Annotated in this window: 13 protein-coding genes; 7 read left to right on the top strand and 6 right to left on the bottom strand. The window is 74.3% G+C overall.

The genetic code is table 11. From position 1 onward, the window contains the following. Window positions 1-6 precede the first annotated feature (6 nt). The 4 genes from ACZ501_RS32845 to ACZ501_RS32830 all read right to left on the bottom strand — a co-directional run bounded on the left by ACZ501_RS32845 (window position 7) and on the right by ACZ501_RS32830 (window position 3,358). Window positions 7-1,572, bottom strand: a complete 1,566-nt coding sequence (locus ACZ501_RS32845; protein ID WP_468800257.1) for an FAD-dependent monooxygenase — start codon at window positions 1,570-1,572, stop codon at window positions 7-9. A 58-nt stretch (window positions 1,573-1,630) separates the two neighbouring features. Beyond that, the gene (locus tag ACZ501_RS32840; protein ID WP_361601488.1) at window positions 1,631-2,230 is read right to left on the bottom strand and encodes a class I SAM-dependent methyltransferase; all 600 of its coding nucleotides are present in this window, start codon (window positions 2,228-2,230) and stop codon (window positions 1,631-1,633) included. Window positions 2,231-2,381: 151 nt separating this feature from the next. Beyond that, window positions 2,382-2,864 carry a hypothetical protein gene (locus ACZ501_RS32835; protein ID WP_361601491.1) on the bottom strand — a complete coding sequence of 161 codons (483 nt, stop codon included), beginning with the start codon at window positions 2,862-2,864 and terminating at the stop codon, window positions 2,382-2,384. Then, complete coding sequence (locus ACZ501_RS32830; protein WP_361601494.1) at window positions 2,861-3,358, bottom strand: pyridoxamine 5'-phosphate oxidase family protein; 498 nt, start codon at window positions 3,356-3,358, stop codon at window positions 2,861-2,863. The genes ACZ501_RS32835 and ACZ501_RS32830 overlap by 4 nt, the downstream gene beginning before the upstream one ends. Window positions 3,359-3,558: 200 nt before the next feature. Here ACZ501_RS32830 and ACZ501_RS32825 point away from each other — a divergent pair, with 200 nt between their 5' ends. Both ACZ501_RS32825 and ACZ501_RS32820 read left to right on the top strand, forming a co-directional pair. Further along, on the top strand, window positions 3,559-4,746 hold the full coding sequence (locus ACZ501_RS32825; protein WP_361601497.1) for a cytochrome P450: 1,188 nt from the start codon (window positions 3,559-3,561) through the stop codon (window positions 4,744-4,746). Between the two features lie 26 nt (window positions 4,747-4,772). Continuing rightward, the gene (locus tag ACZ501_RS32820; protein WP_361601500.1) at window positions 4,773-4,982 is read left to right on the top strand and encodes a ferredoxin; all 210 of its coding nucleotides are present in this window, start codon (window positions 4,773-4,775) and stop codon (window positions 4,980-4,982) included. Window positions 4,983-5,066: 84 nt separating this feature from the next. Here the strand turns inward: ACZ501_RS32820 and ACZ501_RS32815 are convergent, their stop codons facing one another. Together ACZ501_RS32815 and ACZ501_RS32810 are read right to left on the bottom strand one after the other, a co-directional pair. Next, window positions 5,067-6,581 (bottom strand): FAD-binding oxidoreductase, encoded by a 1,515-nt coding sequence (locus tag ACZ501_RS32815; RefSeq protein WP_468800255.1) that lies wholly within the window; start codon window positions 6,579-6,581, stop codon window positions 5,067-5,069. Window positions 6,582-6,716: 135 nt separating this feature from the next. Then, window positions 6,717-8,144: a cytochrome P450 gene (locus ACZ501_RS32810; RefSeq protein WP_468800253.1), complete on the bottom strand. Its 1,428-nt coding sequence runs from the start codon at window positions 8,142-8,144 to the stop codon at window positions 6,717-6,719. Between the two features lie 256 nt (window positions 8,145-8,400). On the opposite strand from ACZ501_RS32810, the gene ACZ501_RS32805 reads away from it, so the two are divergent. From ACZ501_RS32805 to ACZ501_RS32785, 5 genes are read left to right on the top strand one after another with little or no spacing between them, the layout of a single operon-like run. Next, window positions 8,401-13,680: an amino acid adenylation domain-containing protein gene (locus ACZ501_RS32805; RefSeq protein ID WP_468800251.1), complete on the top strand. Its 5,280-nt coding sequence runs from the start codon at window positions 8,401-8,403 to the stop codon at window positions 13,678-13,680. 58 nt (window positions 13,681-13,738) lie between these two features. Further along, on the top strand, window positions 13,739-17,065 hold the full coding sequence (locus tag ACZ501_RS32800) for a non-ribosomal peptide synthetase (protein WP_468800249.1): 3,327 nt from the start codon (window positions 13,739-13,741) through the stop codon (window positions 17,063-17,065). After that, window positions 17,062-21,516: an amino acid adenylation domain-containing protein gene (locus tag ACZ501_RS32795; RefSeq protein ID WP_468800247.1), complete on the top strand. Its 4,455-nt coding sequence runs from the start codon at window positions 17,062-17,064 to the stop codon at window positions 21,514-21,516. Before ACZ501_RS32800 ends, ACZ501_RS32795 begins: the two co-directional genes overlap by 4 nt. Further along, window positions 21,513-22,613, top strand: a complete 1,101-nt coding sequence (locus ACZ501_RS32790; protein ID WP_468800245.1) for a hypothetical protein — start codon at window positions 21,513-21,515, stop codon at window positions 22,611-22,613. The genes ACZ501_RS32795 and ACZ501_RS32790 overlap by 4 nt, the downstream gene beginning before the upstream one ends. Then, a complete protein-coding gene (locus ACZ501_RS32785; RefSeq protein ID WP_468800243.1) occupies window positions 22,610-25,003 on the top strand; it encodes a M20/M25/M40 family metallo-hydrolase in 2,394 nt (797 codons plus the stop codon). Before ACZ501_RS32790 ends, ACZ501_RS32785 begins: the two co-directional genes overlap by 4 nt. Window positions 25,004-25,022 lie beyond the last annotated feature (19 nt).

Here is a 25,022-nt window from a genome sequence, read left to right as displayed (position 1 = left end):
ATCAGATCACACCGCTGCGGGGGCCACGGCCGGCACAGCCGACCGCTCCCGCCCCGCGCCCGGGGCCTGCGGCTCGCCGCACCAGTGGCGCAGCGCGGCCCGCAGGGCCGGGGTGTCTCCGGCGTGGCCCGCCCATGCGACGTAGCCGTCCGGGCGGACCAGCACCGCCTCCGGCAGGGCCTTCGGGATCCTGCGGCCGACGCTCACCGAGCGGACGGCCGTGACGCGGTCCGCCCAGCCCTCCTCGGCCACATCGGCGCAGAAGCCGCCGTGGGACTGGTCGAGCAGGACGAAGGCACCCGCGCGGAAGTGGGTGTACAGACGGCCCTCCACCCCGTCGCGCGAGCGCAGCGCGGTGTCGGGCATCCGCCGGCCGACCAGCCGGTGCACGGCCCCGTCCGGGGCGCCGGGCAGCGGCCGGTAGCGCAGCGTCAGCCCGGACAGCTCCTCCAGGACGGAGTTCTGTACGGGCGCCATACCCATCAGGCGGGTGGTGAGCCCGCGCAACAGGCGGGCCCCCGCGGAGGCGGAGACCTCGAACTTGTAGACCAGGTCGGTGCGGCGCAAGGTGGCGGCCGCGATGGGACGGCGCTCGCGCTGGTAGGTGTCGAGCAGGTGGGCCGGCGCCCGCCCCGACAGGTGGGCGGCGAGCTTCCACCCGAGGTTCATGGCGTCCTGGATCCCGGTCTGCAGGCCCTGCCCGCCGGACGGTATGTGGGTGTGCGCCGCGTCGCCCGCGAGCAGGACCCGGCCGAGCCTGTAGCGGTCGCTGAGCCGCTGGTCGCTGCGGAAGCGGGACATCCACAGCGGGTCGTGGAGCCCGAAGTCGGTGCCCAGGACGGCCTGGCAGCTCTCCCGCAGTTCGTCCACGGTCACGGGCTCGTCCACGGGTGCCCCCATCCGCGCGTGGTCGAGCGCGATCAGCCGGAAGGTGCCGTCGCCGAACGGGAAGAGGACGACCATGCCGCGCTTGCCGGTACGGGCGTACACCTGGGGGTCCGGCGGCGTGGCCAGCCGGACGTCGGCCACGATCAGGGAGCTGTCGTAGGAGGAGCCCCGGAAGGAGATGCCGGAGAGCCGGCGCACGGTGCTGTGCACCCCGTCGCAGCCCACGACGAAGTCGGCGTGCTCGGTGCGCGCGCCCTGCGGCCCCTCCACCTCGACCTCGACGCCCTGCTCATGCTGCCGCAGCCCGGTCACGGCCACTCCGCGCTCGATGACGGCGCCCGAGTCCAGGGCCCAGGAGGTCAGCTGCTCCTCGGTGCGGCTCTGCGGGATGACGAGCATGTACGGGAAGGGGCTGTCGACGTCGCGGTAGTCCAGCCAGCGCTTCCCGTCTCCGAGCGCGGCGTGCGCCCAGGGCAGGCCCTGCGCCACGAACGACTCGGCACGCCCGCGCATGTCGAGGAGTTCGAGGGTGCGGGGCAGCAGACCGAAGGCCCGCGAGTGGGGCGAGGGGCTGGTCCGCTTGTCGAGCACACGGCAGGCGATCCCGGCCGCGGCGAGCTCGGCGGCGAGGGCGAGACCGGTCGGCCCCGCGCCGACGATCAGCACGGACGGGGAACTGGCCATGTGATTCTCCTTGGTCCAACTCGGTCTGGCGCGGCGGGTCCGGGCGGCGGCGCCCGGATCAGCCGTTGCGGGTCGCGTGGGTGACGACGAAGGTTCCGGGGACGGTCTCCAGACGCTCGGGAGTGAGCGCGGCGTTCTCGACCAGGGCGCGCATCCCGTCGACGTCGTACAGCCGGGGCAGGCGCCCCATCACCTTGAGCAGCAGCCCGAGCAGCACTCCGGGCGGAGCGTGCTCGGCGATCATGACGGAGCCGCCCGGGGACAGGACCCGGCGCACCTCCCGCAGCCCCGCCGCGGCGTCCGACCAGTGACCGAAGGCGGTGGTGCTCACCACGAGGTCGACGCTCGCGTCGGGCAGCGGCAGGCGCTCGGCACGGCCGACCGCCAGCTCGGCCCCGGGCAGCCGCCTCCGGGCGATCTCCACCATGCGGTCGGCGGGGTCGATGCCGTACAAGCGCGCCCCGGGCCAGCGGGAACCCGCTTCTTCGAGGAGCTTTCCGGTGCCGCAGCCGATGTCGAGCACGGTCCGCGGCCGCAGACCCGCTTCGGCCGCCCAGCCGAGCACGGCGTCGTGGGCGGTCTCGCAGTCCTTGCCGAACTTGGCGTCGTAGCGCGGCGCGATCCGGTTGAAGGTCTCCACGTGCCCGGGATCTGCCATGAGTCCGCTCCAGCTCTCGGTGCCGATGGTGTTCCCACGCTAGGGAGCCCGCGTCCCGCCCGGGCGGACGCGGACAGGTCGTGGAAAGGAACCCCGGGCGCGGTGGCCGCGCCGGCCCGGGGTCCCGCCGGTCCGCCCGTACGCGGGGCTGTCAGGGCAGTTCGGCCCAGGCGCGGGCGCGCTCCTCGTTGTCCCTGCGGGCGTCGGCGGCGATCCGCTCGAGGGCGGCCCAGTCGATGTCCCGGGGGGCGGTCAGGCCACGGCTCTCCAGGAACCGGTCCGTGTCCCGTTCGATCTTCTCCACGACGCCCGCCCAGCCCTCGGGCCCGAGGCCGGGCCCCGGCAGCACCCGCTCGGGTCTGAAGGACCAGCGGTCGCCGCGGGAGGCGAGGTCCCCGGACACGGCGAGGGCCTGGAGGGAGCCGAAGTCCTCGTCGTGGCTGTGCCACAGCAGCCAGGCGGGCCCCTCCGCGACCGGGGTGCCCTGCGGCAGGTCGATCAGCATGAGGCCCGTGTCCCGGTCCTGCCGGGGGCGGCAGCGCAGGCTGAAGGGGAAGCCGCCGGTGTCCCGGAAGGAGAGCACCGGGTTGCTGAACAGGTGCAGGTAGGTGTCGATCTCGTGCCAGACGCTCACGCCACACGCTCCAGCTCCGTGGCGCCCATCGCGTCCTTGCGGAAGGCCCAGACCTTCTCCGGGGTCACGGTGATGCGCAGGCGCCAGTAGAAACTCGGATGGAACTGCTTGCGGATCTCGGGGTCGAGCGTCTCGACCGCGCCGGCGGGACGCTTGCGGAACAGCTCGGCCCAGAAGTCCTCCAGGCCCTCCACGGTCAGGATCTCCTCGGGGGCGGTGGCCCGCCCCTGGACCAGCACGGCCGGGGCGCTGCCGGGCAGGGCGCTGCCGGTGAAGTCGGACATGAGGAGGCAGACCCGGTCGTCGCGGTTGATGTGCTCCGCCTTGCGGGCCACCGAGATGCTGGAGCTGAGGACGAACTCGTTCTCCTCCGGCTTCCACAGGAAGGCCATGGGCCAGGTCACCGGTCGGCCGGTCTTGGCCAGGGTGGAGAATTCGCAGGCACGTACACGGCGCAGAACACGGTTCACTTCGCCGGAAAGGGTGGCTGGCATACTTCCTCGTAATCGTCGGGTGATACCGGTCGTGGTGATACCTGTCGCGATGAGGTCGGGGACATGGCTACCAGTCGGTTCCCGGCCGGTCAATGGCGGGAATTGGAGCCTCAGTCGACCCTGTCGGGGCCCGCGGAAACCGCTGAAAGATCCCTGAAAGAAAGGCGGACCGTCGGGGGGCCCGGTGCTAGAGAAAGGGCATGACATCAACGCCCGCACCGAGCTATCCCTTCCCCGCGAAATACCTTGACGAGGCCGCCGAGCTGAGCAGGCTGCGCCAGGACGAGCCCATCTCCAGGGTGACCATGCCGTACGGCGGCGAGGCCTGGCTGGTGACCCGGATGGCGGACGTCAAGGAGGTGCTCGCCGACCCGAGGTTCAGCCGTCAGCTGCAGACCGAGGCGGGCCGCCCGCGCTTCTTCCCCGAGCCCGTGGTCGAGGGCATAGGCATCATGGACCCCCCGGAGCAGACGCGGCTGCGCAAGCTGGTCGCCAAGGCCTTCACAGCCCGCCGGGTCCAGGAGTTCGAGCCGCGCGTGCAGGCGATCGTCGACGAGCTGCTCGACGCGATGGAGGCCAAGGGAGCCCCCGCCGACGTCTACGCCGACTTCTCCTGGCAGCTGCCGGGCATCTCGATCTGCGAGTTCATGGGCGTCCCGTACGAGGACCGGGACCGCTTCGTACCGTTCTTCGACTCGGTCGTCTCGACCACGTCGAAGACCCCGGACGAGATCCGCCAGGCCATCGGCGACCTGCACTCCTACTTCGGCGAGCTCATCGAGAAGCGCCGGGCCGCGCCCACGGACGACCTCTTCACCGCCCTGATCCGGGCGCGCGACGAGGACGACCGGCTCTCGGAGAAGGAGCTCATCGAGATGAGCTTCGGCCTGCTCGTCGCCGGCATGGAGACCACCGCCTCCCAGCTCGCCAACTTCCTCTACCTGCTGCTGCGCAATCCCGATCAGCTGGAGCTGCTGCGCGCCAAGCCCGAACTGGTGCCGAACGCGGTCGAGGAGCTGCTGCGCTTCGTGCCGCTGCTCGCCGTGGACCAGCCCTCGGTCGCGCGCGAGGACGTCACGCTGGGCGGTGTGCTGATCCGGGCCGGCGAGACGGTGGTGCCGTCGATGAACTCCGCGAACCGCGACGAGGACGTCTTCGAGGACCCGCAGCGCATCGACGTCACCCGGGAGCACAACCCGCACCTGGCCTTCAGCCACGGCGCGCACCACTGCGTGGGCGCCCAGCTGGCGCGGCTCGAAATGGTCACGGCGCTGCGCTCCCTGCTGCTGCGCTTCCCCGGCCTGCGCCAGGCCGTCCCGGACGAGGAGCTCCGGTGGAAGGCCGGGGTCGTACTGCGCGGCGTCGAGGCGCTGCCGGTGGCGTGGTAGCCGTGGGCCCGGGGAGCGAGTGGAGCGTGCGGGTCGACAGCGGAGCCTGCCTGATGTCGGGGCTGTGCATGTCGCTGGCGCCGGACGTCTTCGGAGAGGACGGCCACCGCGCCGTGGCGCTGACCGACCGGTCCGCGCCCGACGGGCGGCTGCTGGAGGCCGCGGAGTTCTGCCCGGCCGAAGCGATCGAGATCACCGACCTGGCCACGGGGGAGCGGGTCGAGGGCACGGCCTGAGGCGCGCGGGGCGGCGGCACACCCGCGCGCGGACGGCCGGAGGGCGGCGGACGGGACGTCCGCCGCCCTCCGGCGCGTTCCGGCTCAGTTGATCGACTGGGGGAAGCGGAAGAACCCCTTGGGGTCGTAGGCGCGCTTGACCTCCACGAGCCGCTCGTAGTTGACGCCGTAGTAGGCCTGCCGCCAGTCCGTGAGGTCGGGGTCGATGTAGTTCTGGTACGCCTGGCCGGAGGACCAGGGGTGCACCCGCGCGTAGCTGCGGTCGATCCAGTCCTGGCACCCGCGCCTGCGGTCCGCGGGCAGCACCTCGCCCTCCGGCACGTCGACGCCCACCGACCACCCGGCGTAGAACAGGGCGCTGCGGTGGACGTACGCGGTGGCGGTCGCGGGGACGCGGTTGTGGGCGCCGCCCAGGCCCTGGAGGTCGAAGCTGCGGGCCTCCCCCTCGTTGCGGGCGGCCGCGAAGGACTCCAGGACGGCGTCGATGCCCGCGGCGTCGAGCGGCCTGTCGAAGAAGTTGCCGCGGGCCAGCGCGAATCCGTAGCGGGCCAGCTGGGCCTGCGGGTTGTGCCCGACGCGGTGGCACGCGGCCGGCTCCAGGTTGTCGCAGCCGAACCAGTGGCGCATGCCGAAGCGGTAGGAGTCGGTGCGCCGCTCGCTGGTCGCGGGGTCGGTTCCCACGGCCGCGGTCAGGCGGTCCAGCAGCGGGCCGAGGGCGGCCGGCGCGCCGAGCCACACGCCGGAGACCGTCACGCCGGGCTCGGCGCCCGCGTCGGCGCCGTACGTCGAGACGTTCAGCAGCGGCGTCAGCGGGTCCGGGGCGTCGGCGGTCCAGCGCTGCCAGGCGGCCAGCACCGCACGGACCGAGGCCCACTTCCAGGTGAGGGTGAAGCTCGTCATGTCGGGCGCGGGCACCGGTTCGAAGTCGTATTCGGTGACGATGCCGAAGTTGCCGCCGCCGCCGCCGCGCAGGGCCCAGAACAGGTCCTCGTGGCGGTGGGCGTTGCTCTCCACCACCCGCCCGTCGGCGAGGACCACCTGGGCCCGGCGCATCCGGTCGCTCGCGACCCCGTACATCCGGGTGAGGAAGCCCAGGCCGCCGCCGAGGGCGAGACCGCCGATGGCGACCGTGGGGCACCAGCCGGTGGGCACGGCGACCCCTTCCACGGCGAGCGCTTCCTCCAGGTCGACCAGCTGGCAGCCGGGACCGATCCGGGCGACCGAACCGGCCAGCCGCACGCTGTTCATGGGGGAGACGTCGATGACCATCCCGGTCGTGGTGGAGTACCCGGCGAAGGAGTGGCCGCCGCTGCGCGCGACGGCCGGTATGCGGTGGCGCGCGGCGAACCGCACGGCCTCGGAGACGTCCTCGACGGTGGTGCAGCGCACCACGGCCTGCGGCCTGACCGAGTCGAACTGTCGCAGGGCCAGGGTCCGGACGCTGTCGTACCGGGGATCACCCGGCAGTACCACGGTGCCGTCGAGGCTCCGCTGGAGGGCGTCCCAGGGCGGGTTTCCCGCCGACGCGGTGGTGGCGGGCAGGAGCAGGCCGCCCGCTGCGGAGGCCGCTGCTGTCCCGAGGAAAGTGCGGCGTTTCATACAGGTCTCCCTTGTCCGGACGGGGGTCTCGCTCGGTTCTGACGGCCCAGAGTGTGGTGACTGTGTTCGCGCCGTACGGCGGAGATGGCAGAACTCCGACAGTTTTCGGCCATACCGGTGCCCGTCAGCCGCCCGTCAGGGGTGCTCCGGCAGGTCGATGATGTCGTTGACCGAACCGGTGACGCGGTGGGCGCGCGGCGCCGGCCCACCCGGCTCGGTGACGACGGCCCGCACCTGCCCGTCGGGGACGGTGGAGATCCGCACGACCGGGTTGACCTCGGTCCCCGCGGGCAGCACGACCGGGGCGCGCTGCATGATGCGGGTGAGCACCAGCTTGCTCTCCAGCAGGGCGAGGTTGCGCCCGATGCAGTTGTGCTGGCCCAGACCGAAGGGGAAGTACTCGTGCTGCGCCGGCTGGGCGCTCTCCCAGCGCTCCGGGCGGAAGCGCAGCGGCTCGGGGAAGGTCCTGGCGTCCCGGTGCGTGACGAAGGAGCTGAAGATCGCCATGGCTCCCTCGGGGATCGGGTGGCCGTCGATCTCGGCGCCCTCCGCCGCGTAGCGCACGCCGAATCCGGCCGGCGGCATCAGCCGCACGCTCTCCTTGACGACCTGGTCCAGCACGGGCATCCGGACGAGCACGTCAGGCCCCGGAGCCGCGTCACCGGCGACCTCCGCCACCTCGGCGCGCAGCTTCTCCCACCACTCCCGGTGCTGGTCGAGCAGGAAGAGGGTCCAGAACAGGGAGGACGCGACGCTGTCGTGGCACAGCGCGGTGTACGCCTCGCCCAGCAGCTCCTCGTCCGTCAGCGCCTCCGAGGCAGGGTCCCCGTCGGGCACGGTCAGCCTGCTGAGCAGGTCGGGGGCGGCCGCTCCGGAGCGCCGCGCGGCGATCAGCGCGCGCAGGATGTCCTCGATCTCGCCCGCGATCCGGGTCATGCGGCGGAACGGCGTACCGGGCAGCGGTGCCTGGAGCACCGCGGTGAGCGGGTGCCCGGCCGCGGCCGCGAGCTCGACCATCTTGTCGTTGAGGTGGCGTGCGGCCCCCTCGTCCTCCAGGCCGGCCATGGTGGCCAAGGAGATGCGCGTGACCAGGCGGGCGAGCTCTTCGTGCAGGTCCACGGCGCGGCCCGGCGTCCACCGCTCCAGCATGTCGTCGGCGAAGCGCACGATCGTGTCGGTGTAGACGGCGACGTGGCGCGGTGAGAAGGCCTGCTGCATGGCCTGGCGGTGCTTGCGGTGGATCGTGCCGTTGAGCCGCAGCAGCCCGCTGGTCAGCAGCATCATCGGCGAGCCGGGCGGCAGGCGCAGGTGCCGGAAGGAGTCCGAGACGAAGGCCTTGCCGGTCAGCACCTGGCGGGCCTGGTCGGGCCCGAACGCGAAGACCGTACGGGGGCTGCGGCCGGGCATCGCGCACACGGCGCCGTACCTGCTCTCCAGTTCCCGCAGGAAGGGCAGCGGACGGCGGAGGAGACTCAGTCCCGCCGAGAGCCTGCGCAGACCGAGAGGGTCGGCCGGGCCGGTCAGTCGGTCCGCCGGATTCTGCGCAACAGGGCTTCCAGGCACGGTGATTCTCCTCCGGAACGGAATGGTGACGAGTCTTCCTTGTACCGGAGGGAAGTCCGCCCTCGGCTCGGACGGAAAGAACTCCGCAAGATGTTCCTCGCTGCCTTCTTTCCGGAATCCCTCATGGTTTCGAAAGACATTGCCCAGGGCGTCCGAGCCGCCTCTAGCTTCGGTGACGCGGGCTTCGGGAGCGGATCGCCCCTCCCCGCTGCACGCACCAAAGGGTGCATGTCATCGGCAGACAGGTGGGGACACAATGCAGGCGAGGACGGGCCAGGAGACTGCTCTCGGTGTCATGCGGGCGGTCTGCGAGGCCGACCCGGGCGCGACCGCGGCCGTCTTCCCCGCCCAGCCGGCGATCGGGCTCGCCCGGGAAGTCCGCTTCACCCGCGAGGAGCTGGACCGTGAGGCCCGGGCGCTCGCCGTCAAGCTGCGCGAGGTGGCCACGGGCCCCGTCCTGCTGCTGATGCAGCCGGGGCCGGACTACCTCAAGGCGTTCCTGGCCACCGTCTACGCCGGACTGCCCGCCGCACCGGTCTACCCGCCCAACCCCGCCGACGTGCGCCGCGACTTCGTCCGGCTCGGCGCGATCCTCGCCAAGCTGCCGGACGCCACCTTGCTGACCGAGCCGGGGCTGCTGGAGCCGCTGCGGGAGCTGTTCGCGGAGCGCCTGCCCGACGTGCGCCCCGAACGGCTGGTGGACACCGGCGTCGCGGCAGGCGCCGAGGACGACTGGCGGGCACCCGCCGTCCGGCCCGAGGAGCCGCTGTTCATCCAGTTCACCTCCGGCTCGACCGGCACCCCGCGGGGCGTGCTCGTCTCCCACCGCAACCTGTTGGCCAACGTCGCCTCCATCACGGGGCGGTTCGGCCTCGACACCTCGAGCACCGGCGCGCTGTGGCTGCCGCCGTACCACGACATGGGGCTCGTCGGCGGAGTGCTCACCCCGCTCGTCACCGGCTTCCCCATCCACCTGCTCTCGCCGCTGTCCTTCGTCTCCGACCCGATGGGCTGGCTCCGGCTGGTCTCCGAGACCGGCGCCACCCACACCGGCGCGCCCAACTTCGGGTACGCGCTGGCCACCCGCCGCGCCCGCGACGAGGACGTGGCCGCCCTCGACCTCAGCGGACTGCGGGTGGCCTTCTCCGGCGCCGAGCCGGTGGACGCGGCGACCCTGCGGGCGTTCGCCGAGCGCTTCGCACCCGCGGGCCTGTGCCCGGACGTCTTCCTGCCCTGCTACGGCCTCGCCGAGTCCACGCTGATCGTCAGCGGCGGCCGGCCCGGCGCGGGGCTGCGTACACACCGCCTGGATCCCGAAGCCCTCGCCCTGGGCAGGGCCGAACCGGCCCGACCGGACGCCCCCGCCACCGAACTCGTGTCGAGCGGGCCGGCGGTGGTCGGCACCGAGGTGCAGATCGCCGACCCCGCCACCGGCCTGCCCGTCGGACCCGGTGAGATCGGCGAGGTCCTCGTCGCCTCCGACAGCGTGGCCGAGGGGTACTTCGAGGACCCCGAGGAGACGGCACGCACCTTCGGCGTGTCCGTGCCCGGCTCGCTGCGCAGCTGGATGCGCACCGGCGACCTCGGCTTCCTCACCGCGGACGGCGAACTCGTGCCGGTGGCCCGGATCAAGGACGTCATCGTCGTCCGCGGCCGCAACCTGCACCCGCAGGACATCGAGCGGACCGTGCAGAACACCGACCCCGGCATCCGCAAGGGCTGCGTCGCGGCCGCCGGGGTACCCGGGCCGGACGGCGGCGAGGAGATCCTGGTCGTGGCGGAGCTGCGGCCCGAGGCCGCGGACGACGCCGGGCAGGCCCGCAGGATCGCCCGGGAAGTCCGCGACGCCGTCACCCGGGAGCACTCGGCTCCCGTGGCCAGCGTCCACCTGATCCGCCCCTCGACCCTGCCCAAGACCTCCAGCGGCAAGGTGCAGCGCTCCGCCGCGCGCGCCGCCCACCTGGACGGCTCCTTGACCACCGTCCTGTGCGACACGGCGGCCCCCCGGACGGCGGGGGCAGTGGACGCGGGGGCCCACTCCGGGCTCCCCGCAGCCGCCTCCGACGACCTGCTCGTGAACCTCGCGGCGACCCTCATCGCGCACTTCGGCGCAGAGAACGGCACCACCGCCACCCTGGACTCGCTCGGCGCGGCCCGGCTCGCCGGAGAGGCGGCGCAGGTCTTCAAGGTCGCCCTGCCCATCTCCGGCATCCTGGCCGGCGTCGACGCCGAAGCGCTCGCCGCGCTCATCCGCTCCGCCGAGCCCCTGCCCGGCCCCGGTGCCGGGTCCGGCGCGCCCGCCGAGTACCCCGCGACCGCCCGCCAGGAGACCCTCTGCCTGCTCCAGGAACTCGACCCGGCCGCGCCCGGCCTCGTCCTCGGCATCGCCTTCACCCTGCCCGAGGCCGCCGACCCGCAGGACGTCGCCCGCGGCCTGGCCGCGCTGGTGGCGCGCCACCCGGCGCTGCGCACCCGCCTGGTGCGCACCGGCGAGCACTGGACGCGCGTCGTCGACCCGGCGGACGCGGCCGCCGGTACACCCTGGGGCAGGTACTGCACCCTCACCCGGCTGGGCAGGGTCGACGAGCGGGAGCTCGAAGACGCCCTCGCCGAGCGCTGTCGGCGGGTGCCCGACCTCGCCGAAGGCCCGCTGTTCCAGGCCGAGGTGGTCCTCGCGGACGGCCGGGGCGCCCACCTGGTGATCACCGTCCACCATGCCGTCGCCGACCTGTGGTCCATCGGCGTCCTGGCGGCCGAGCTCGCCCACCTGCTGGCCGCCGGCGACCCGGCGGCCGGGGCGCTGACGCTGCCGCCGGCCCCTGCGGTCTCCCACGACGTCCCCGACGAGCGGCGCCTGGACCGGGCCTGGAACTTCTGGCAGGGCCTGCTCGCCGACGGGGTCGGCCCCCTCCAGCTGCCATCCGCCGACGGCCCGGCGCAGGACGTCCCGGCCGGCCGCGCCCGACCGGCCGTCCACGCCCCGCTCACCCTGGACACCCGGCTCACCGCCGCCCTGACCGCCCTCGCCAAGGAGTGCGGCGTCACCCTCTACGCGGTGCTGCTCGCCGTGCAGTCGCTCACCCTGTCCCGGCTCACGGGCACGGACCGCGTCGCGGTCGCCGTACCGCTGCACGGCCGCGGGTCCGCCACCCACCGGGCCGTCGACTACCTCGTCTCCACGGTCCCCCTGCCGATGGAGACCGCTGCCGGCACCGTCCGCGACCTGGTCGCCCGGGCGGCCGACGCCCTGCGGGGCGCGCTCGCACACCGCACCGTCGGCTACCCCGAGCTGGTCGCCCTGTCCGCCGCCCGCGGCGGCCCGGACGTGCCCGCCCCGGACGCCGCGCTGCTGCTCCAGCAGGACACCCCCGGCGCACCGCGCGGGGTCGGAGCCGGCCTGCTCGGAGGCGGAGTGCGGCTCGCGGACGTGGAACTGGGCGTGGCCGTCGTACCGCCCAGCATCGGCCCCTTCGGACTGACCACCCTGCTCACCGAGACCGACGGCACGCTCACCGGTCGTGTCGAGGTCGACCCGAGCCGCTACGCCGGCTGGCTGGCCGCGCAGTTCGCCGACGCCTTCCTCGCCGTCGCCGACTCCGTGGCCCGCGGTGCGGAGCTCCCGCTCGCCGAGGCCTCCGCCGTGAGCGCCGGGCAGGCCGAGCGGTTGCGCCGGTGGTCGCTGTCCGCCGTGCCCGAGGACGGCGAGGGCACCCTGCACGAGCTCGTACTGGACGCCGCCGCCCGCCACCCGCGCCGTACCGCCGTGGTCGCCGGGGACGGCAGCCTCAGCTACGGCGAGCTCGCCCACCGCTCGGCCGCCGTGGCGGCCGCGCTCGCCGAGGCGGGCGCCGGCCCCGGATCCACCGTCGGCGTGCTGATGCCCCGCGGCCGCGACCTGCCGGCAGTCCTGCTCGGGGTGCTGCGCTCCGGCGCCGCCTACCTGCCGCTGGACGCGGCCACCCCACCGGCCCGGCTCGCCGCGGCGGTCCAGGACGCGGGCTGCGGCCACGTCCTGGTGGGGGACGGCCCGGTCGACCGCGGCCAGTTCTTCCCCGTCCGCACCATGGACGTGGGCGCGATCCTCGCCGACGGCGCCCCGGACCCGGTCGTACCGCAGCCGTCGATCACCTCCGACGACCCGGCCTACCTGCTCTTCACCTCCGGATCCACCGGCCGCCCCAAGGGCGTCGTGATCCCGCACCGCGGCCCGGTCAATCTGGTGCGCTGGGCGGGCCTGGAGTTCGGCACCGACGCCCTCGCCCGCACCCTCGCCGTCACCCCCACCACGTTCGACCTGTCCGTCTTCGAACTCTTCACCCCCCTCGCGCACGGCTGCGAGGTACGGCTCCTCGACAGCGTCCTGGACCTGCTGGAGGGCCCCGCCCACGCCGAGGGCGCCACGCTGCTCAACACCGTCCCCTCGGCGGTGACGAGCCTCCTGGAACAGGACGCGCTGCCCGCCGGCCTCAGCGTGGTCAACGTGGCGGGCGAACCGCTCACCGCCGAGCTGGTCCGGGCCGTGCACCGGAGCGTCCCCGGCGTCCGCATGGTCAACCTCTACGGCCCCAGCGAGACCACCACCTACTCCACGTACGCCGAACTGGGCCCGGACACCACCGGATCCGTCCCCATCGGCCGGCCGGTCGGCGGCACCTCCCTCAGCGTCGTCGACGCCGGGATGCGACCGCTGCCGCAGGGCGGTACGGGCGAACTCCTCATCGGCGGCGCGGGCGTCGCCCTCGGGTACGCCGGGCGCCCGGACATGACCGCGGCCCGGTTCCTGCCCGACCCGGAGCACCCCGGACGCAGGCTCTACCGCACCGGTGACCTCGTGCGCTGGCGGTCCGACGGGCAGCTGGAGTTCATCGGCCGAGCCGATCACCAGGTCAAGGTCCGCGGGTTCCGCATCGAACTGGGTGACGTGGAGCGCGCGCTCACCAGCGCCGCAGCGGTCCGGGAAGCCGTCGTACTCGCCCTGGGCCAGGGCACCGAACGCCGCCTGGCCGCCTACCTCGTGCCCGAACAGAAGCTGGAGGGCGATCCGGCCGGCTGGCTGCGCGGAGTGCGCCGCCGCCTCGGCCACGAACTGCCCGGCTACATGGTGCCCGGCGAGTTCGCGGTGCTCGACGAGCTGCCGCGCAACCGCCACGGCAAGCTCGACCGCGGCCGGCTCGCCTCCCTCGCCACCGTCCCGCTCGTCACGGGCGGCCGGATCGCTCCCCGCGACGACACCGAACGCCGTGTCGCGGCGTGCTGGGCGCAGGTCCTGCCGGTCCCCGAGATCGGGGTGACCGACGAATTCCTCGACGTCGGCGGGCACTCCCTGATGCTCACCACGATCGCCCACCTGATCGGCCGGGAGTTCTCGGTCCAGGTCCCGCTGACCGCCCTGCGCACCTACACGACGGTGGCCGAGCAGGCCAGGTACCTGGACGAGCTGACCACCGCCACGCCCCCGGGCGCCACCGGACCGCGGTCGGTGCGCCGGCTCGACCGCACCAGGTACACCGCGGCAGGCAACGGCCGGACCGCCTGATGAGCCGTCCCCGTCAGGACTGCCCGACCCCCGCCCGACGCAACGTTTTGGAGCACTCGTGAGCGACCGGATCCCACCCGACGCCCATCTCTTCCCCGCATCCCCGGGACAGGAACGGCTCTGGTTCCTGGACCGGATGAACGAGACGGCCGGCAAGGCGTACGGCCTCGCCGTCCGCATGGACCTGCGCGGCGCCCTGGAGCGCACCGCCCTCCAGTCCGCCCTCAGCGCCGTCGTGGAACGCCACGAGGCCCTGCGCACCGGCCTGCGCCGGATCGACGGCACGCTCACGCAGGTCGTCGTCCCCGGCGTCACCGTCTCGCTGCCCCTCGTCGACCTGGGCGGCCGCGGTCTGGAGGCCGGGCAACTCGACCGGGAGGTGCAGCGACTGGCGCGCCAGGAGGCCCAGCGCGGCTGGAACCTGGCACAGCCGCCCCTGCTGCGCGGGCTGCTCGCCAGGCTCGCCGACGACCACCACGTCCTGCTGCTGAGCGTGCACCACGCCGTCTGCGACGGGCTGTCCCTCCAGATCGTGCTGCGCGAACTGCTCGAGGAGTACACCGGCAGCCGCCCCGCCGGCGCCGACGAGCCCCTGCAGTTCGCCGACTACGTGGTGTGGAACAACGGCGGCGAGGAGTCCCCCGACCCCGAGTGGTCCGCGCGGCGCCAGGCCGCCCGGGACCACTGGAGCCGAACCCTCGCGGGAGCCCCCCAGCTCCTCGACCTGCCCACCGACCGGCGCCGGCCGCCGCTCCAGTCGTACGCCGGGGCCCGGGTCCCCGTGCGCCTCGACACCGCCTTGGCCGACCGGGTGCGCGACTGGTCCGCCGAGCGCGGGGTGACCCCCTTCACCACGCTCCTGGCCGCGTACACCGTCGTGCTCTCCCGCAACGCCGGCGCCGACGACCTGCTGGTCGGCCTGCCCGTCGCCAACCGCGCCCACGCGGACCTCGCCGGGACCGTCGGCTACCTCGCCAACACCTGCCCGCTCCGCGCCGACCTGCGCGCCGACCCGACCCTCGAGGAACTGGTACGGCAGCTGTACGACCGGCTCACGGGCGTCCTGGAGCACGCGGACCTGCCCTTCGGGGAGCTGGTGGAGCTGCTGGCACCGCCGCGGATGCCCGAGCGCAACCCCGTCTTCCAGGTGATGTTCGGCCTCCAGCAGGACGTCCGGCGCGGCTGGGACCTGCCGGGCCTGCGCGTGGACGTCGAGGACGTGGACTGCGGCAACGCCCGCGTCGACCTCTCCCTGTTCCTCTTCGAGGAGGGCACCGGGGCGATCGACGGGTTCCTCGAATACGCCTCGGCGCTCTTCGACCGCACCACCGCCGAGCGCTTCGCCGACCAGCTGCACACCGTGCTCCGGCAGATCCTGCGGGATGCCGGTGTCGCGGTCTCGGCCGTGGACCTTGCCGGGAACGGTCCCGGCACCGCCCTCGACGCCTTCCTCGACGGCGGCCCGCTGGAACAGCCCTGGCCGCTGGTGTGGCCGCGGATCCGCGAACTCGCCGGGAGCCGGCCGCACGCCGAGGCCGTGCGCGACGACGAGGGCTCCCTCGACTACGCGTCGCTCGCCGGGCGCGTCGACGCCGCCGCCGCGCGGCTGCGCGCCGGCGGGGTGGGCGCCGGCGACCGCGTGGTCGTCCTCGCCGAACGCGGCCTCCGCGCCGTGGTCGCGATGCTGGCCTGCTGGCGGGCCGGCGCCGTGTACGTGCCGGTCGACCCCGCGGCACCGCTGCCGCGCCGCGAGCTGATCCTGGAGCAGGCCGCTCCCGCGGCCCTCGTCTGCGAAGACCCCGGCCGGCTGGCACCGGTCCACCGGGACCGCGCGGTGGCGATCGGCGCCCTCACCGGCCCGGCCGGCGACGGCGACGCCGTGCCGGCCGAGCCGGCCGTACGACCGCACGATCCCGCGTACCTGATGTTCACGTCGGGCTCCACCGGCCGCCCCAAGGGCGTCGCCGTCAGCCACGCCTCCCTCACCTCGTTCCTGCACGCCCTGACCGGGCGTCTGGGACTGGGACCGGACGACCGGCTGCTGGCGCTGACGACGACGGCGTTCGACATCTCGCTGCTCGAACTCCTCGGCCCGCTCGTCACCGGCGGCACCGTCGTCGTCGCACCCTCCACCGCCCAGCGCGGCGCCGCCGATCTCGCCGCCCGGCTCAGCACTCCCGGCCTCACCGTCGCCCAGGCCACCCCGGCCGTGTGGCGCCTGGCGATGTCCGCCGGCTGGCGGCCCCGCGCCGGCTTCAAGCTGCTGTGCGGCGGCGAGGCGCTGCCGCCGGACCTCGCCGACCTGCTGGCCGCCACCCCCGCCCAGGTGCACAACCTGTACGGCCCGACCGAGACCACCATCTGGTCCTGCGCCGCCATGGTCCGCCCGGGGGAACCCGTCACCATCGGCCGCCCCATCCCGGGCACCCGTGTCCTGGTGGCCGACGCGCACCTGCGCCCCGTACCGCCCGGCGTCTGCGGTGAACTCCTCATCGGCGGCCCCGGAGTCGCGCTCGGCTACCTCGACGACCCGGAACGCACCGCCGCCCGGTTCGTGCCCGACCCGAGCCATCCCGGCGAGCGGCTCTACCGCACCGGTGACGTCGTACGCCTGCGCTCCGACGGGCTGATCGAGTTCGTCGGCCGTGTCGACGAACAGGTCAAGGTCCGCGGCCACCGCATCGAACTGGGTGAGGTCGAGAGCGCGTTGCGCGGCCTGCCCGGAGTGCAGGACGCCGCGGCGACCGTGCTCGACCCGCGCGGCAACGCCCGCATCGCCGGCTACCTCGTCGCCGACCACGGCGCCCTCGACACGGCCGGACAAGCGGCCCGGCTGCGGCAGGCGCTCTCCGAGGTGCTGCCCGCGTCCATGCTGCCGTCCGAGCTGTACGCCGTGCCGGCCATCCCGCTCAACCCCAACGGCAAGATCGACCGCCGTGCCCTGGCGGGCACCGGCCGGCGCCTGGAGGGCGGCAGCGAGCGCGTCGCCCCCTCGACCGAAGCGGAACGGGCCGTCGCCGCACTGTGGTGCGAACTCCTCGACGTTCCCGAAGTCGGCGTCCACGAGGACTTCTTCGGCCTCGGCGGCCACTCGCTGCTCGCCGCCGACCTGCTCCAGCGCATCGAACGCGACCTCGGCGCCCGCGTTCCCGTGGCCGAGTTCTTCATGGAACCGACGGTCGCGCGCCTCGCCGGAACCGTCGGCCAGCTGAGCGGCGCCGCGAACCAGACACCACCCCAAGACCCAAACGGGCGTGCGGAGCAGACCGCAGAGCCCTTGCCCGAGGGCCGTACGGCCGACGACGACGGATGGGACTTCCCCACGGTCCGCCGCTCCGCCCCCGTCCTCGGCTCCGACCCCGTTCCCCTGGAGGTTTCGCCGTGACCCGGCACGATTCCACTGAGACGTTCACCGACACCCTGCACCGCGTACTCGAAGAGCGCGGAGCGGAATCGGCCACCCCGTTGTCCGTGGAGCAACGCCGCCTGTGGCTGCTCGGCGGGATCGCCGGCGGCTCCTGGGCCGTCGTCACCGGCCGGTACCGCCTCAAGGGGGTTCCGGACGCCGCACGGCTCCAACTGCGCCTGGCCTCCCTGGTCTCCCGCCACGAGGCGCTGCGCAGCGTGTTCGTCGAAGTCGCCGGGCGGCCCGTGCGCCTGGTCCAGCCCTTCGCCGAGGTCGCACTGCGCACGGTGAACGCGCCCGAGTCCACGGACCCCGCGCGGACCGAGGAGCACGTCCGCCACCTGGTCGAGGAGGAGTTCTCCCTCGGCCACGGACCGCTGCTGCGCGCCCTGCTGCTGAGCTCGGCCGACGGGGGCGCCGCCGAACTGGTCCTCGCCGGGCACCGGCTCGTCCTCGACGCGACCTCGCTGGACCTGCTCGTCGCCGAACTGCTGGGCGACGCGGACGACGACGCGGAAAGCACTGCGGGCGCTCCGGACGCCCTGGAGGCCGCCCTCACGGCGGAGCGCGAGCGTCTTGCCGAGCCCGGTCTCGCGGACGCGGTGACCGGCTGGGCCGAGGAACTGGCCCGCCCCGCCGCCACCGAGATCCCCGGCTACGGCCCGCGCCCCGAGATCAAGGGGAACTCCTACGCCTCCCTGGCACTGCCGCTGCCGCTCGCCCTCGCGTCGCGCGCCGCCGAGGCCGCCGAGGCCGCCGACTGGGACGCCGCGGTCGCCGCCGCCTGGCTCGTGGTCCTCATGCGCTCCCAGGCCACCGGCGCCGCCGTGTGCGGTGTCCGCACCGCCCGCGGCGCGGAGTCGGCCAAGGTCGTCGGCCCGCTCGACACCCTGCGCCTGGTCCGTGTCGACGACGCGGCCGAGGCACCGCTGTCGGACCTGTTCGCCGCCGTCAGGGGACAGCTGCGCGCCCCCGCCGTGGACGTGCCGCTCGCCCATCTCCTCGAAGTGGCCCCGCCCCGCCGGGACCTCAGCCGCACCCCGTACGCGCAGAGCGTCGTGCGGGCCGTCGACGCCCGTGAACCGCTCGGCGGCGCCCTGGGCACCGGCCGACAGGTCGGCGGCTGCGCCTCCGGCACCGAGTACGACCTGGAGGTGACCGTCCGCCTCCTGCCGGGCCTGGTCCTCGCCCAGATCGACTACGACGTCCAGCTGTACTCGGAGGAGCGGGTGCGCGCGCTGGGCAACCAGCTCACCGCGGTCCTCGAGGCGATCCTGCCCGGCGGCTCCCCGGAGGTCACCGGCGCCGTCGTACCGCTGCTCGACGCCGAGGGCGCCCGACTCGCCCTGGAGGCCGGCCGCGGTGAGCGGACCGCGGCCGACCCCCGCTCGCTCGTCGACCTCGTGGAGGCCCAGGCCGCCGCCACGCCGGAGGCCGTCGCGCTGCGGCAGGGCGACAGCCAGGTCACGTACGCCCAGCTGTGGGCGGACGCCACACGGCTGGCCGACGAACTGGCCTCGCGCGGGGTGCGCCCGGGCGACCGCGTCGCGGTGTGGCTGCGCCGCGGCCCCTCCACGGTCACGGCACTGCTCGCGGTGCTCGCCGCCGGCGCGGCCTTCGTGCCCGTCGACGCCGCCTACCCCGAGGAGCGGGTGCGCTACCTGCTCTCCGACTCACGGCCCTCGATGGTGATCACCGAGAGCTCCGTACAGCTGCTCGGCGACCTCGGCGTCCCCGCGCTGCTGCTGGACGAGCTGTCCGGCGCCGCCGCGAACGGCGGCGCGCGCCGCCCCGACCGGGTCCCCGCCGACGCCGCCGCCTACCTCATCTACACCTCCGGCACGACCGGCCGCCCCAAGGGCGTCGTCGTGCGCCACTCCAACGTCGTCAACAACATCGCCTGGCGCCAGGCGAACTGGCGGCTCACCGAAGACGACCGGGTGCTGCACAACCACAGCTTCTGCTTCGACCCCTCCGTCTGGGCGACGTTCTGGCCGCTCGCCACCGGCGCCTCGATCGTCCTCGCCACCGAGGAGCAGATGAAGGACCCCGGCGAGATGATCTCGACGCTGCGCGAGCGCCAGGTCACCGTTCTCGGCGGTGTTCCCTCCCTGCTGTCCCTGCTGGTCGACCACCGCGAGGCGGGCACCTGCACCCGCATCCGCCTGGTACTCAGCGGCGGCGAACCCCTCACCGACACCCTGCTGGAGGCCGTCGAATCGACCTGGTCCGCCGAGGTCGCCAACCTCTACGGCCCGACCGAGGCCACCATCGATGCCACCGGCCACCGCGTGCCGCGCGGCGACCGTACGGTTCCGGTGCCGATCGGGCGCGCGGTGTCCAACACGGCGGTGCACGTCGTGGACGCCGAGCTGCGGCCCGTACCGGAGGGCGTCCCCGGCGAGATCGTCGTCACCGGCGCGGGAGTCGCCCTCGGCTACCACGACCGGCCGGCGCTGACGGCCGTCCGCTTCCTGCCCGACCCGTTCGCGCAGGCGTCCGACGCCGCGGGCGGCAGCCTCTACCGCACCGGTGACCTGGGCCGCAGGCTCCCCGACGGATCCATCCAGTTCCTGGGGCGCGTCGACGACCAGGTCAAGATCCGCGGCCACCGCGTCGAGCTCTCCGAGGTCGAGTCGGTGCTGAAGGCCGTGGCCGGCATCCGCGACGCTGCCGTGGTGGCCCTGGACGCGGGCACCGAGAACGCCCGTCTGGCGGCCGCCCTGGTCGCCGACGGCGACGGCCCGTCCGTCGAGCAGGTCCGCTCGGCTCTCGCCGACGAGCTGCCCGGCTACCTGGTGCCCGACCGGTTCGCGGTGCTGGACGAGCTGCCGCTCACCCCCAACGGCAAGACCGACCGCCGGGGCGTTGCCGAACTGCTGGCCCGGCAGACCGCCGCGCCCGCCGCCGGCCAGGGCGGGCCCGTCGAGCCGCGCAACGCGCTGGAGCGCTCCGTCGCCGAGGCCTTCGCCTCGGTGCTGCGCCTCCCGGACATCGACATCCACGCCGACTTCTTCGACATCGGCGGCACCTCGCTCATCCTGGCGAAGCTGGCCTCCCTGCTGGGCCGCAAGCACGACGTCGAGATCCCGCTGCACGAGTTCTTCCGTACGCCCACCGTGGCCGGCGTCTCCGAGACGATCGAGGTCTACCGCCGCGAGGGCCTGGCCGGCGTCCTGGGCCGCAAGCACGCCGCCACCCTGGAGGGCGACGGCACCCTCGACCCCTCCATCAGCCCCGAGGGACTGCCCGAGGCCGACTGGGAGAACCCGCGGCGCGTCTTCCTCACCGGCGCCACCGGCTACCTGGGCCTGCACCTGGTCGAGCAGCTGCTGCGCCGCACCGACGCGGAAGTCGTGGCCCTGTGCCGGGCCCGCGACGAGGAGCACGCGCTCGAACGTCTGAAGGAGGGCTTCGCCCTCTACGAGATCGACGTCGAGGACCAGCTCCACCGGGTCTCGGCCGTCACCGGCGACCTGGCCGAGCCGCGCCTGGGCCTGACGCAGGAGCAGTGGGACGACCTGGCCGCCACCGTGGACGTGATCTACCACAACGGTGCGCTCGTCAACTTCGTGTACCCCTACTCCGCGCTCAAGGCCGCCAACGTGGGCGGCACCCAGCGGGTGCTGGAGCTGGCCTGCACCACCCGGCTCAAGGCCGTCCACCACGTGTCCACCATCGACACCCTGCTCGCCACGCACATGCCCCGCCCGTTCCTGGAGAACGACGCGCCGCTGCACTCGGCGGTCGGCGTTCCGGCCGGCTACACCGGCAGCAAGTGGGTGGCGGAGAAGGTCGTGGACGAGGCCCGCCGCCGCGGCATCCCGGTCACCGTCTTCCGCCCCGGCCTCATCCTCGGCCACACGAAGAACGGCGCCACCCAGACCATCGACTACCTGCTGGTCGCGCTCCGCGGCTTCCTGCCCATGCGCATCCTGCCCGACTACCCCCGCATCTTCGACGTCATCCCGGTCGACTACGTGGCCTCCGCCATCGTGCACATCTCCGGCAAGAGGGAAGCGCTCGCCGGCTTCTACCACCTCTTCAACCCGGCGCCCGTGCCCCTGCGCACCTTCTGCGACTGGATCAAGGGCTACGGGTACGAGTTCGACATCGTGCCCTTCGAGGAGGGCAGGCGACGGGCCCTCGGAGTCGGCCCCAGCCACCTCCTGTACCCGCTCGTGCCCCTCATCAAGGACGCGGAGGCCGAACCGCACCGGGCCCTCGACCCCAAGTACATGGACGAGGTCCAGCCCGCCCTCGAATGCGCCGAGACCCTGCGCATGCTGGCCGGCAGCGACATCGCCTGCCCGCCGACCACCGAGGCCGACGCCCACGCCGTCATGGACTACCTGGTGCGCACCGGCTTCATGCCGGCACCCGCGGACGTCGTCCACGACGACCCGGCCGCCACGCTGGAGGCACGATGACGGCGCCGGCCGACACCGCCGTCCACCCCGAGGGCCAGCCCGACTACGTGGCCCAGGTGGCCACCGTGCCCTTCCGCATGGGACGGCCCGAGGAGCTGCCCGGCACGCTCGACGAGGTCCGGGCCGCCGCGGCGGCCCGGGCGGGTGAGGCCGTGCGCGGCCTCGCCCGCCCGGGCGCCCGGTCCGACCTCGACGCGCTGCTCGCGCAGGTCAGGCAGACCCGAGCGGCCCTGGCCCCGGCCGGCACCGCCCCGGTCGGCGACGATCCGGCGGAGTCCGAGGCCAACCGGGACAACGACCTGGCCTTCGGAATCGTGCGCACCCGCGGACCGGTGACCGAGCTCCTCGTGGACGCGGCCCTCGCCGCGCTCGTCGGGATCCTCGAAGTCGCCGCGGACCGCGGCTCCCATCTGGACGAGCCGGCCTGGGAGCGCCTCCTCGGCGGGTTCGACGCGCTGCTCGACTGGCTCGCCGACCCGCACAGCGCGCCCCGGCCCCGGCCCGTCCCGGCCGTCGCCCCGCCGGGCCCGCCCGTCCACCAGGACGCCCTGCGCCGGTGGGTGCGCGGACACCACGTCTTCATGGTCCTCGCACAGGGCTGCGCGCTCGCCACGGCCTGCATGCGCGACAGCGCGGCCCGCGGCGACCTGCCCGGGGCGGAGGCCTCGGCCGCCGCCGCCGAGGCGCTGATGCGCGGCTGCCAGGGAGCACTGCTCTACGCCGGCGACGCCAACCGGGAACAGTACAACCAGCAGATCCGCCCCACCCTCATGCCTCCGGTCGCACCCCCGAAGATGAGTGGCCTGCACTGGCGCGACCACGAGGTGCTGATCAAGGAGCTCGCCCGCTCCCGTGACGCCTGGGAGTGGCTGGCAGCCCGGGGATCCGTGCGGCCCGCCGCGTTCCGGGCGGCACTCGGGGAGGCCTACGACTCCCACATCGGTGTGTGCGACCACTTCGTCGGGGACCAGTCGCCCAGCCTGCTGGCGGCGCAGGGTTCGTCGCGGTCCGCCGTCGGCGTCATCGGGCAGTTCCGCAAGATCCGGCTCAGCTCGCTTCCCGAGCAGCCCGCCACACCTGAGGGAGACCCTTCGTGAACCGCGGTGCCGACGCCCTGCGCAGGAGCCTGGCCCGCTACGGACCGGCCGCCGCGGCCTGCGCCGCGGCGGCGTACGCCGCCACCTCGCTCACCTCGCCGCGACCCCGCCCGGACAGCGCTCCCCAGGAGCAGTTCTCCGCCGAGCGCGCCATGCGCCACGTCCGGGCGGTGGCGGGGGAGCCCCACCCTGTCGGCTCGCCGGCCGCTGCCCGGGTCCGCGACTACCTGCTCGCCGAACTGAAGGACCTGGGCTTCGAGACACAGGTCCAAGAGGCCGTCGCCGGCCACGACCTGGGGCCCACGCCCTACGGGCCGCGGTACCTGACCGGCGGAGTGGTGCGCAACGTCATCGGCCGGCTGCCGGGCTCGGTGCCCGGGCACGCCGTGCTGCTGATGACGCACTACGACTCGGTGTCCCAGGGCCCGGGGGCCAGCGACGCGGGCGTTCCGGTGGCCGCGCTGCTGGAGGCGCTCCGCGCGCTGCGCGCGGAGGGCGAACAGCCCGTCAACGACGTCCTGGTGGTGTTCACCGACGGCGAGGAGGCGGGGCTGCTCGGCGCCCGTGCCTTCTTCGACCGGCACCCGCTGGCGAAGACGGTGGGCGTGGCCTTCAACTTCGAGGCACGCGGTACCGAAGGCCCCGTGCTGATGTTCGAGGCCGGTCCGGGCAACGGGCCCATGCTGGAGGAACTGGCCCGCACGGGGGTGCCCGTGTTCGCCAGCTCCCTCTTCGACGCCATCTACCGGCGCATGCCCAACGCCACCGACTTCGCCCTCGTCAAGGAACAGGGCATCCCGGGACTCAACTTCGCCCACATCGGCGGGTTCGCCGCCTACCACGGGCCCCTCGACGACATCGACCACGTGGACCCCTCGGCCCTCCAGCACCAGGGCGAGCTCGCCCTGGCGCTCACCCGCCGCCTCGGCTCCGCCGACCTGGCCGAACTCGGCGGCGAGGACGCGGTCTTCTTCCCCCTGGGACGCGGGCACCTGGTCCGCGTCCCCGGCAAGGCCGTCGTCCCGCTCACCGTCGCGGCCGGCCTGCTGTGCGCGGGCGGCCTCGGGCACGCCCTGCGCAAGGGCGGCCTGACCGGCCGTCGGCTGGGGGGCACCGGGGCCCTGCTGGCCGGCCGGATCGCCGCCGGCGCGGCCGCCGGGACGGTGTTCACCGCAGCCATGGGCAAGCTGGCCCCCGAGTTCCGCCGGCACGGCGACTTCCACGGCTCCGGCGACATCTACGCCGCGGTCGCCGGGCTCGCCTGCGCCGCGGTCCTCGCGGGGCCGGGCGACCGTACGGCGGCCACGGCCCGCACCGCCGCGGCCGCCCTGCCGCTGGCGGCCGCCTCGGCCGCGCTCGCCGCGGGACTGCCGGGCGGAAGCTACCTGACGACCTGGCCGCTGGCCGGCGCGGGCGCCGGGCTGTGGCTGCTCGGCTCCGAACGGCCGGCAGCGCCCGCGACCGGGGCGGGCCCGGCCCCCTCCGTACGCCACGCGATGGGCGCCGCGGCCGCGGCTGCCCCGGCCGCCGCCCTGCTCGTCCCGCTGTCCCGGCTCCTCTTCAAGGGGCTCACCCCGCGCCTGGCGGGTACCGCTGTCGTCGCCCTGCAGCTCTGCGGCGAACTGGCCGCCCCGGCACTGGCCGAGCTGCCCCGGCGCGCCCGCAGGGCCACCGCGGCCGCGGGCTTGCTGCTGGCCGGCGGGGTGGCGGCGCGGCGCTTCCTGCGGCGCGGGAAGGGCGCTCCCCCGCCGGAGACCCTGAGCCACCTCCTCGACCCGGAGCGCTCCCAGGCGCTGTGGATCAGCAGTGACGAGTCCGCCTCGGAGCGGACCCGCGCCTTCCTCGGCGAACAGCCCGCCAAGGGCCGCCTGCCGGAGCACTTCCCCGGCTGGGAGCGGGACTTCCTGTACGCCCCGGCCCCGCGGCTCGACCTGCCGGCACCCGAGGTGACCGTGCTGGAGGACGGGGCCGGCGAGGCCGGCCGGCGCCGCCTGCTGCTCCGGCTGCGCTCGCCGCGCGGCGCCCGCCAGCTGTCCCTCGCCGTCGTCGGAGGCGCAGTGCGCCGCTGGCGCGTCGAGGACGGCGCGTGGTCCGAGCCCGCCTCCGCCGCACCGGCCGAGGACGACAGCTGGGAGCTGTGGCTGCACGCCGTACCCGACTCGGGCATCCGGGTCGAACTCGAACTTCCGTCGTCCGAAGCGACCCGGCTGCGGGTTCTCGACCGGATCGACGGACTGCCGCAGAAGCTCGCGGCGGCTCCGGGCACCGATCCCACCGCCGGGATCCCGGAGCACATCAGCCCGGCGGCCGCCCTCGACGTGGACACCTGGGGCAACGCCTCGCTCGTCGTACGGACGGTGCACCTTCCGGTCCAGGAAGGGCCGGCATGAAAACGAAAGGAGTGACCGG

The organism is Streptomyces sp. NPDC034085 (assembly GCF_055575555.1).
This window is presented reverse-complemented; position numbering and strand designations above follow the sequence as displayed.

Bases quoted from the DNA above. Each gene is read 5' to 3' on its own strand.
- ACZ501_RS32790 (WP_468800245.1), top strand. From the start codon at position 21,513: ATGACGGCGCCGGCCGACACCGCCGTCCACCCCGAGGGCCAGCCCGAC.
- ACZ501_RS32830 (WP_361601494.1), bottom strand. From the start codon at position 3,358: ATGCCAGCCACCCTTTCCGGCGAAGTGAACCGTGTTCTGCGCCGTGTA.
- ACZ501_RS32840 (WP_361601488.1), bottom strand. From the start codon at position 2,230: ATGGCAGATCCCGGGCACGTGGAGACCTTCAACCGGATCGCGCCGCGC.
- ACZ501_RS32815 (WP_468800255.1), bottom strand. From the start codon at position 6,581: ATGAAACGCCGCACTTTCCTCGGGACAGCAGCGGCCTCCGCAGCGGGC.
- ACZ501_RS32845 (WP_468800257.1), bottom strand. From the start codon at position 1,572: ATGGCCAGTTCCCCGTCCGTGCTGATCGTCGGCGCGGGGCCGACCGGT.
- ACZ501_RS32805 (WP_468800251.1), top strand. From the start codon at position 8,401: ATGCAGGCGAGGACGGGCCAGGAGACTGCTCTCGGTGTCATGCGGGCG.
- ACZ501_RS32825 (WP_361601497.1), top strand. From the start codon at position 3,559: ATGACATCAACGCCCGCACCGAGCTATCCCTTCCCCGCGAAATACCTT.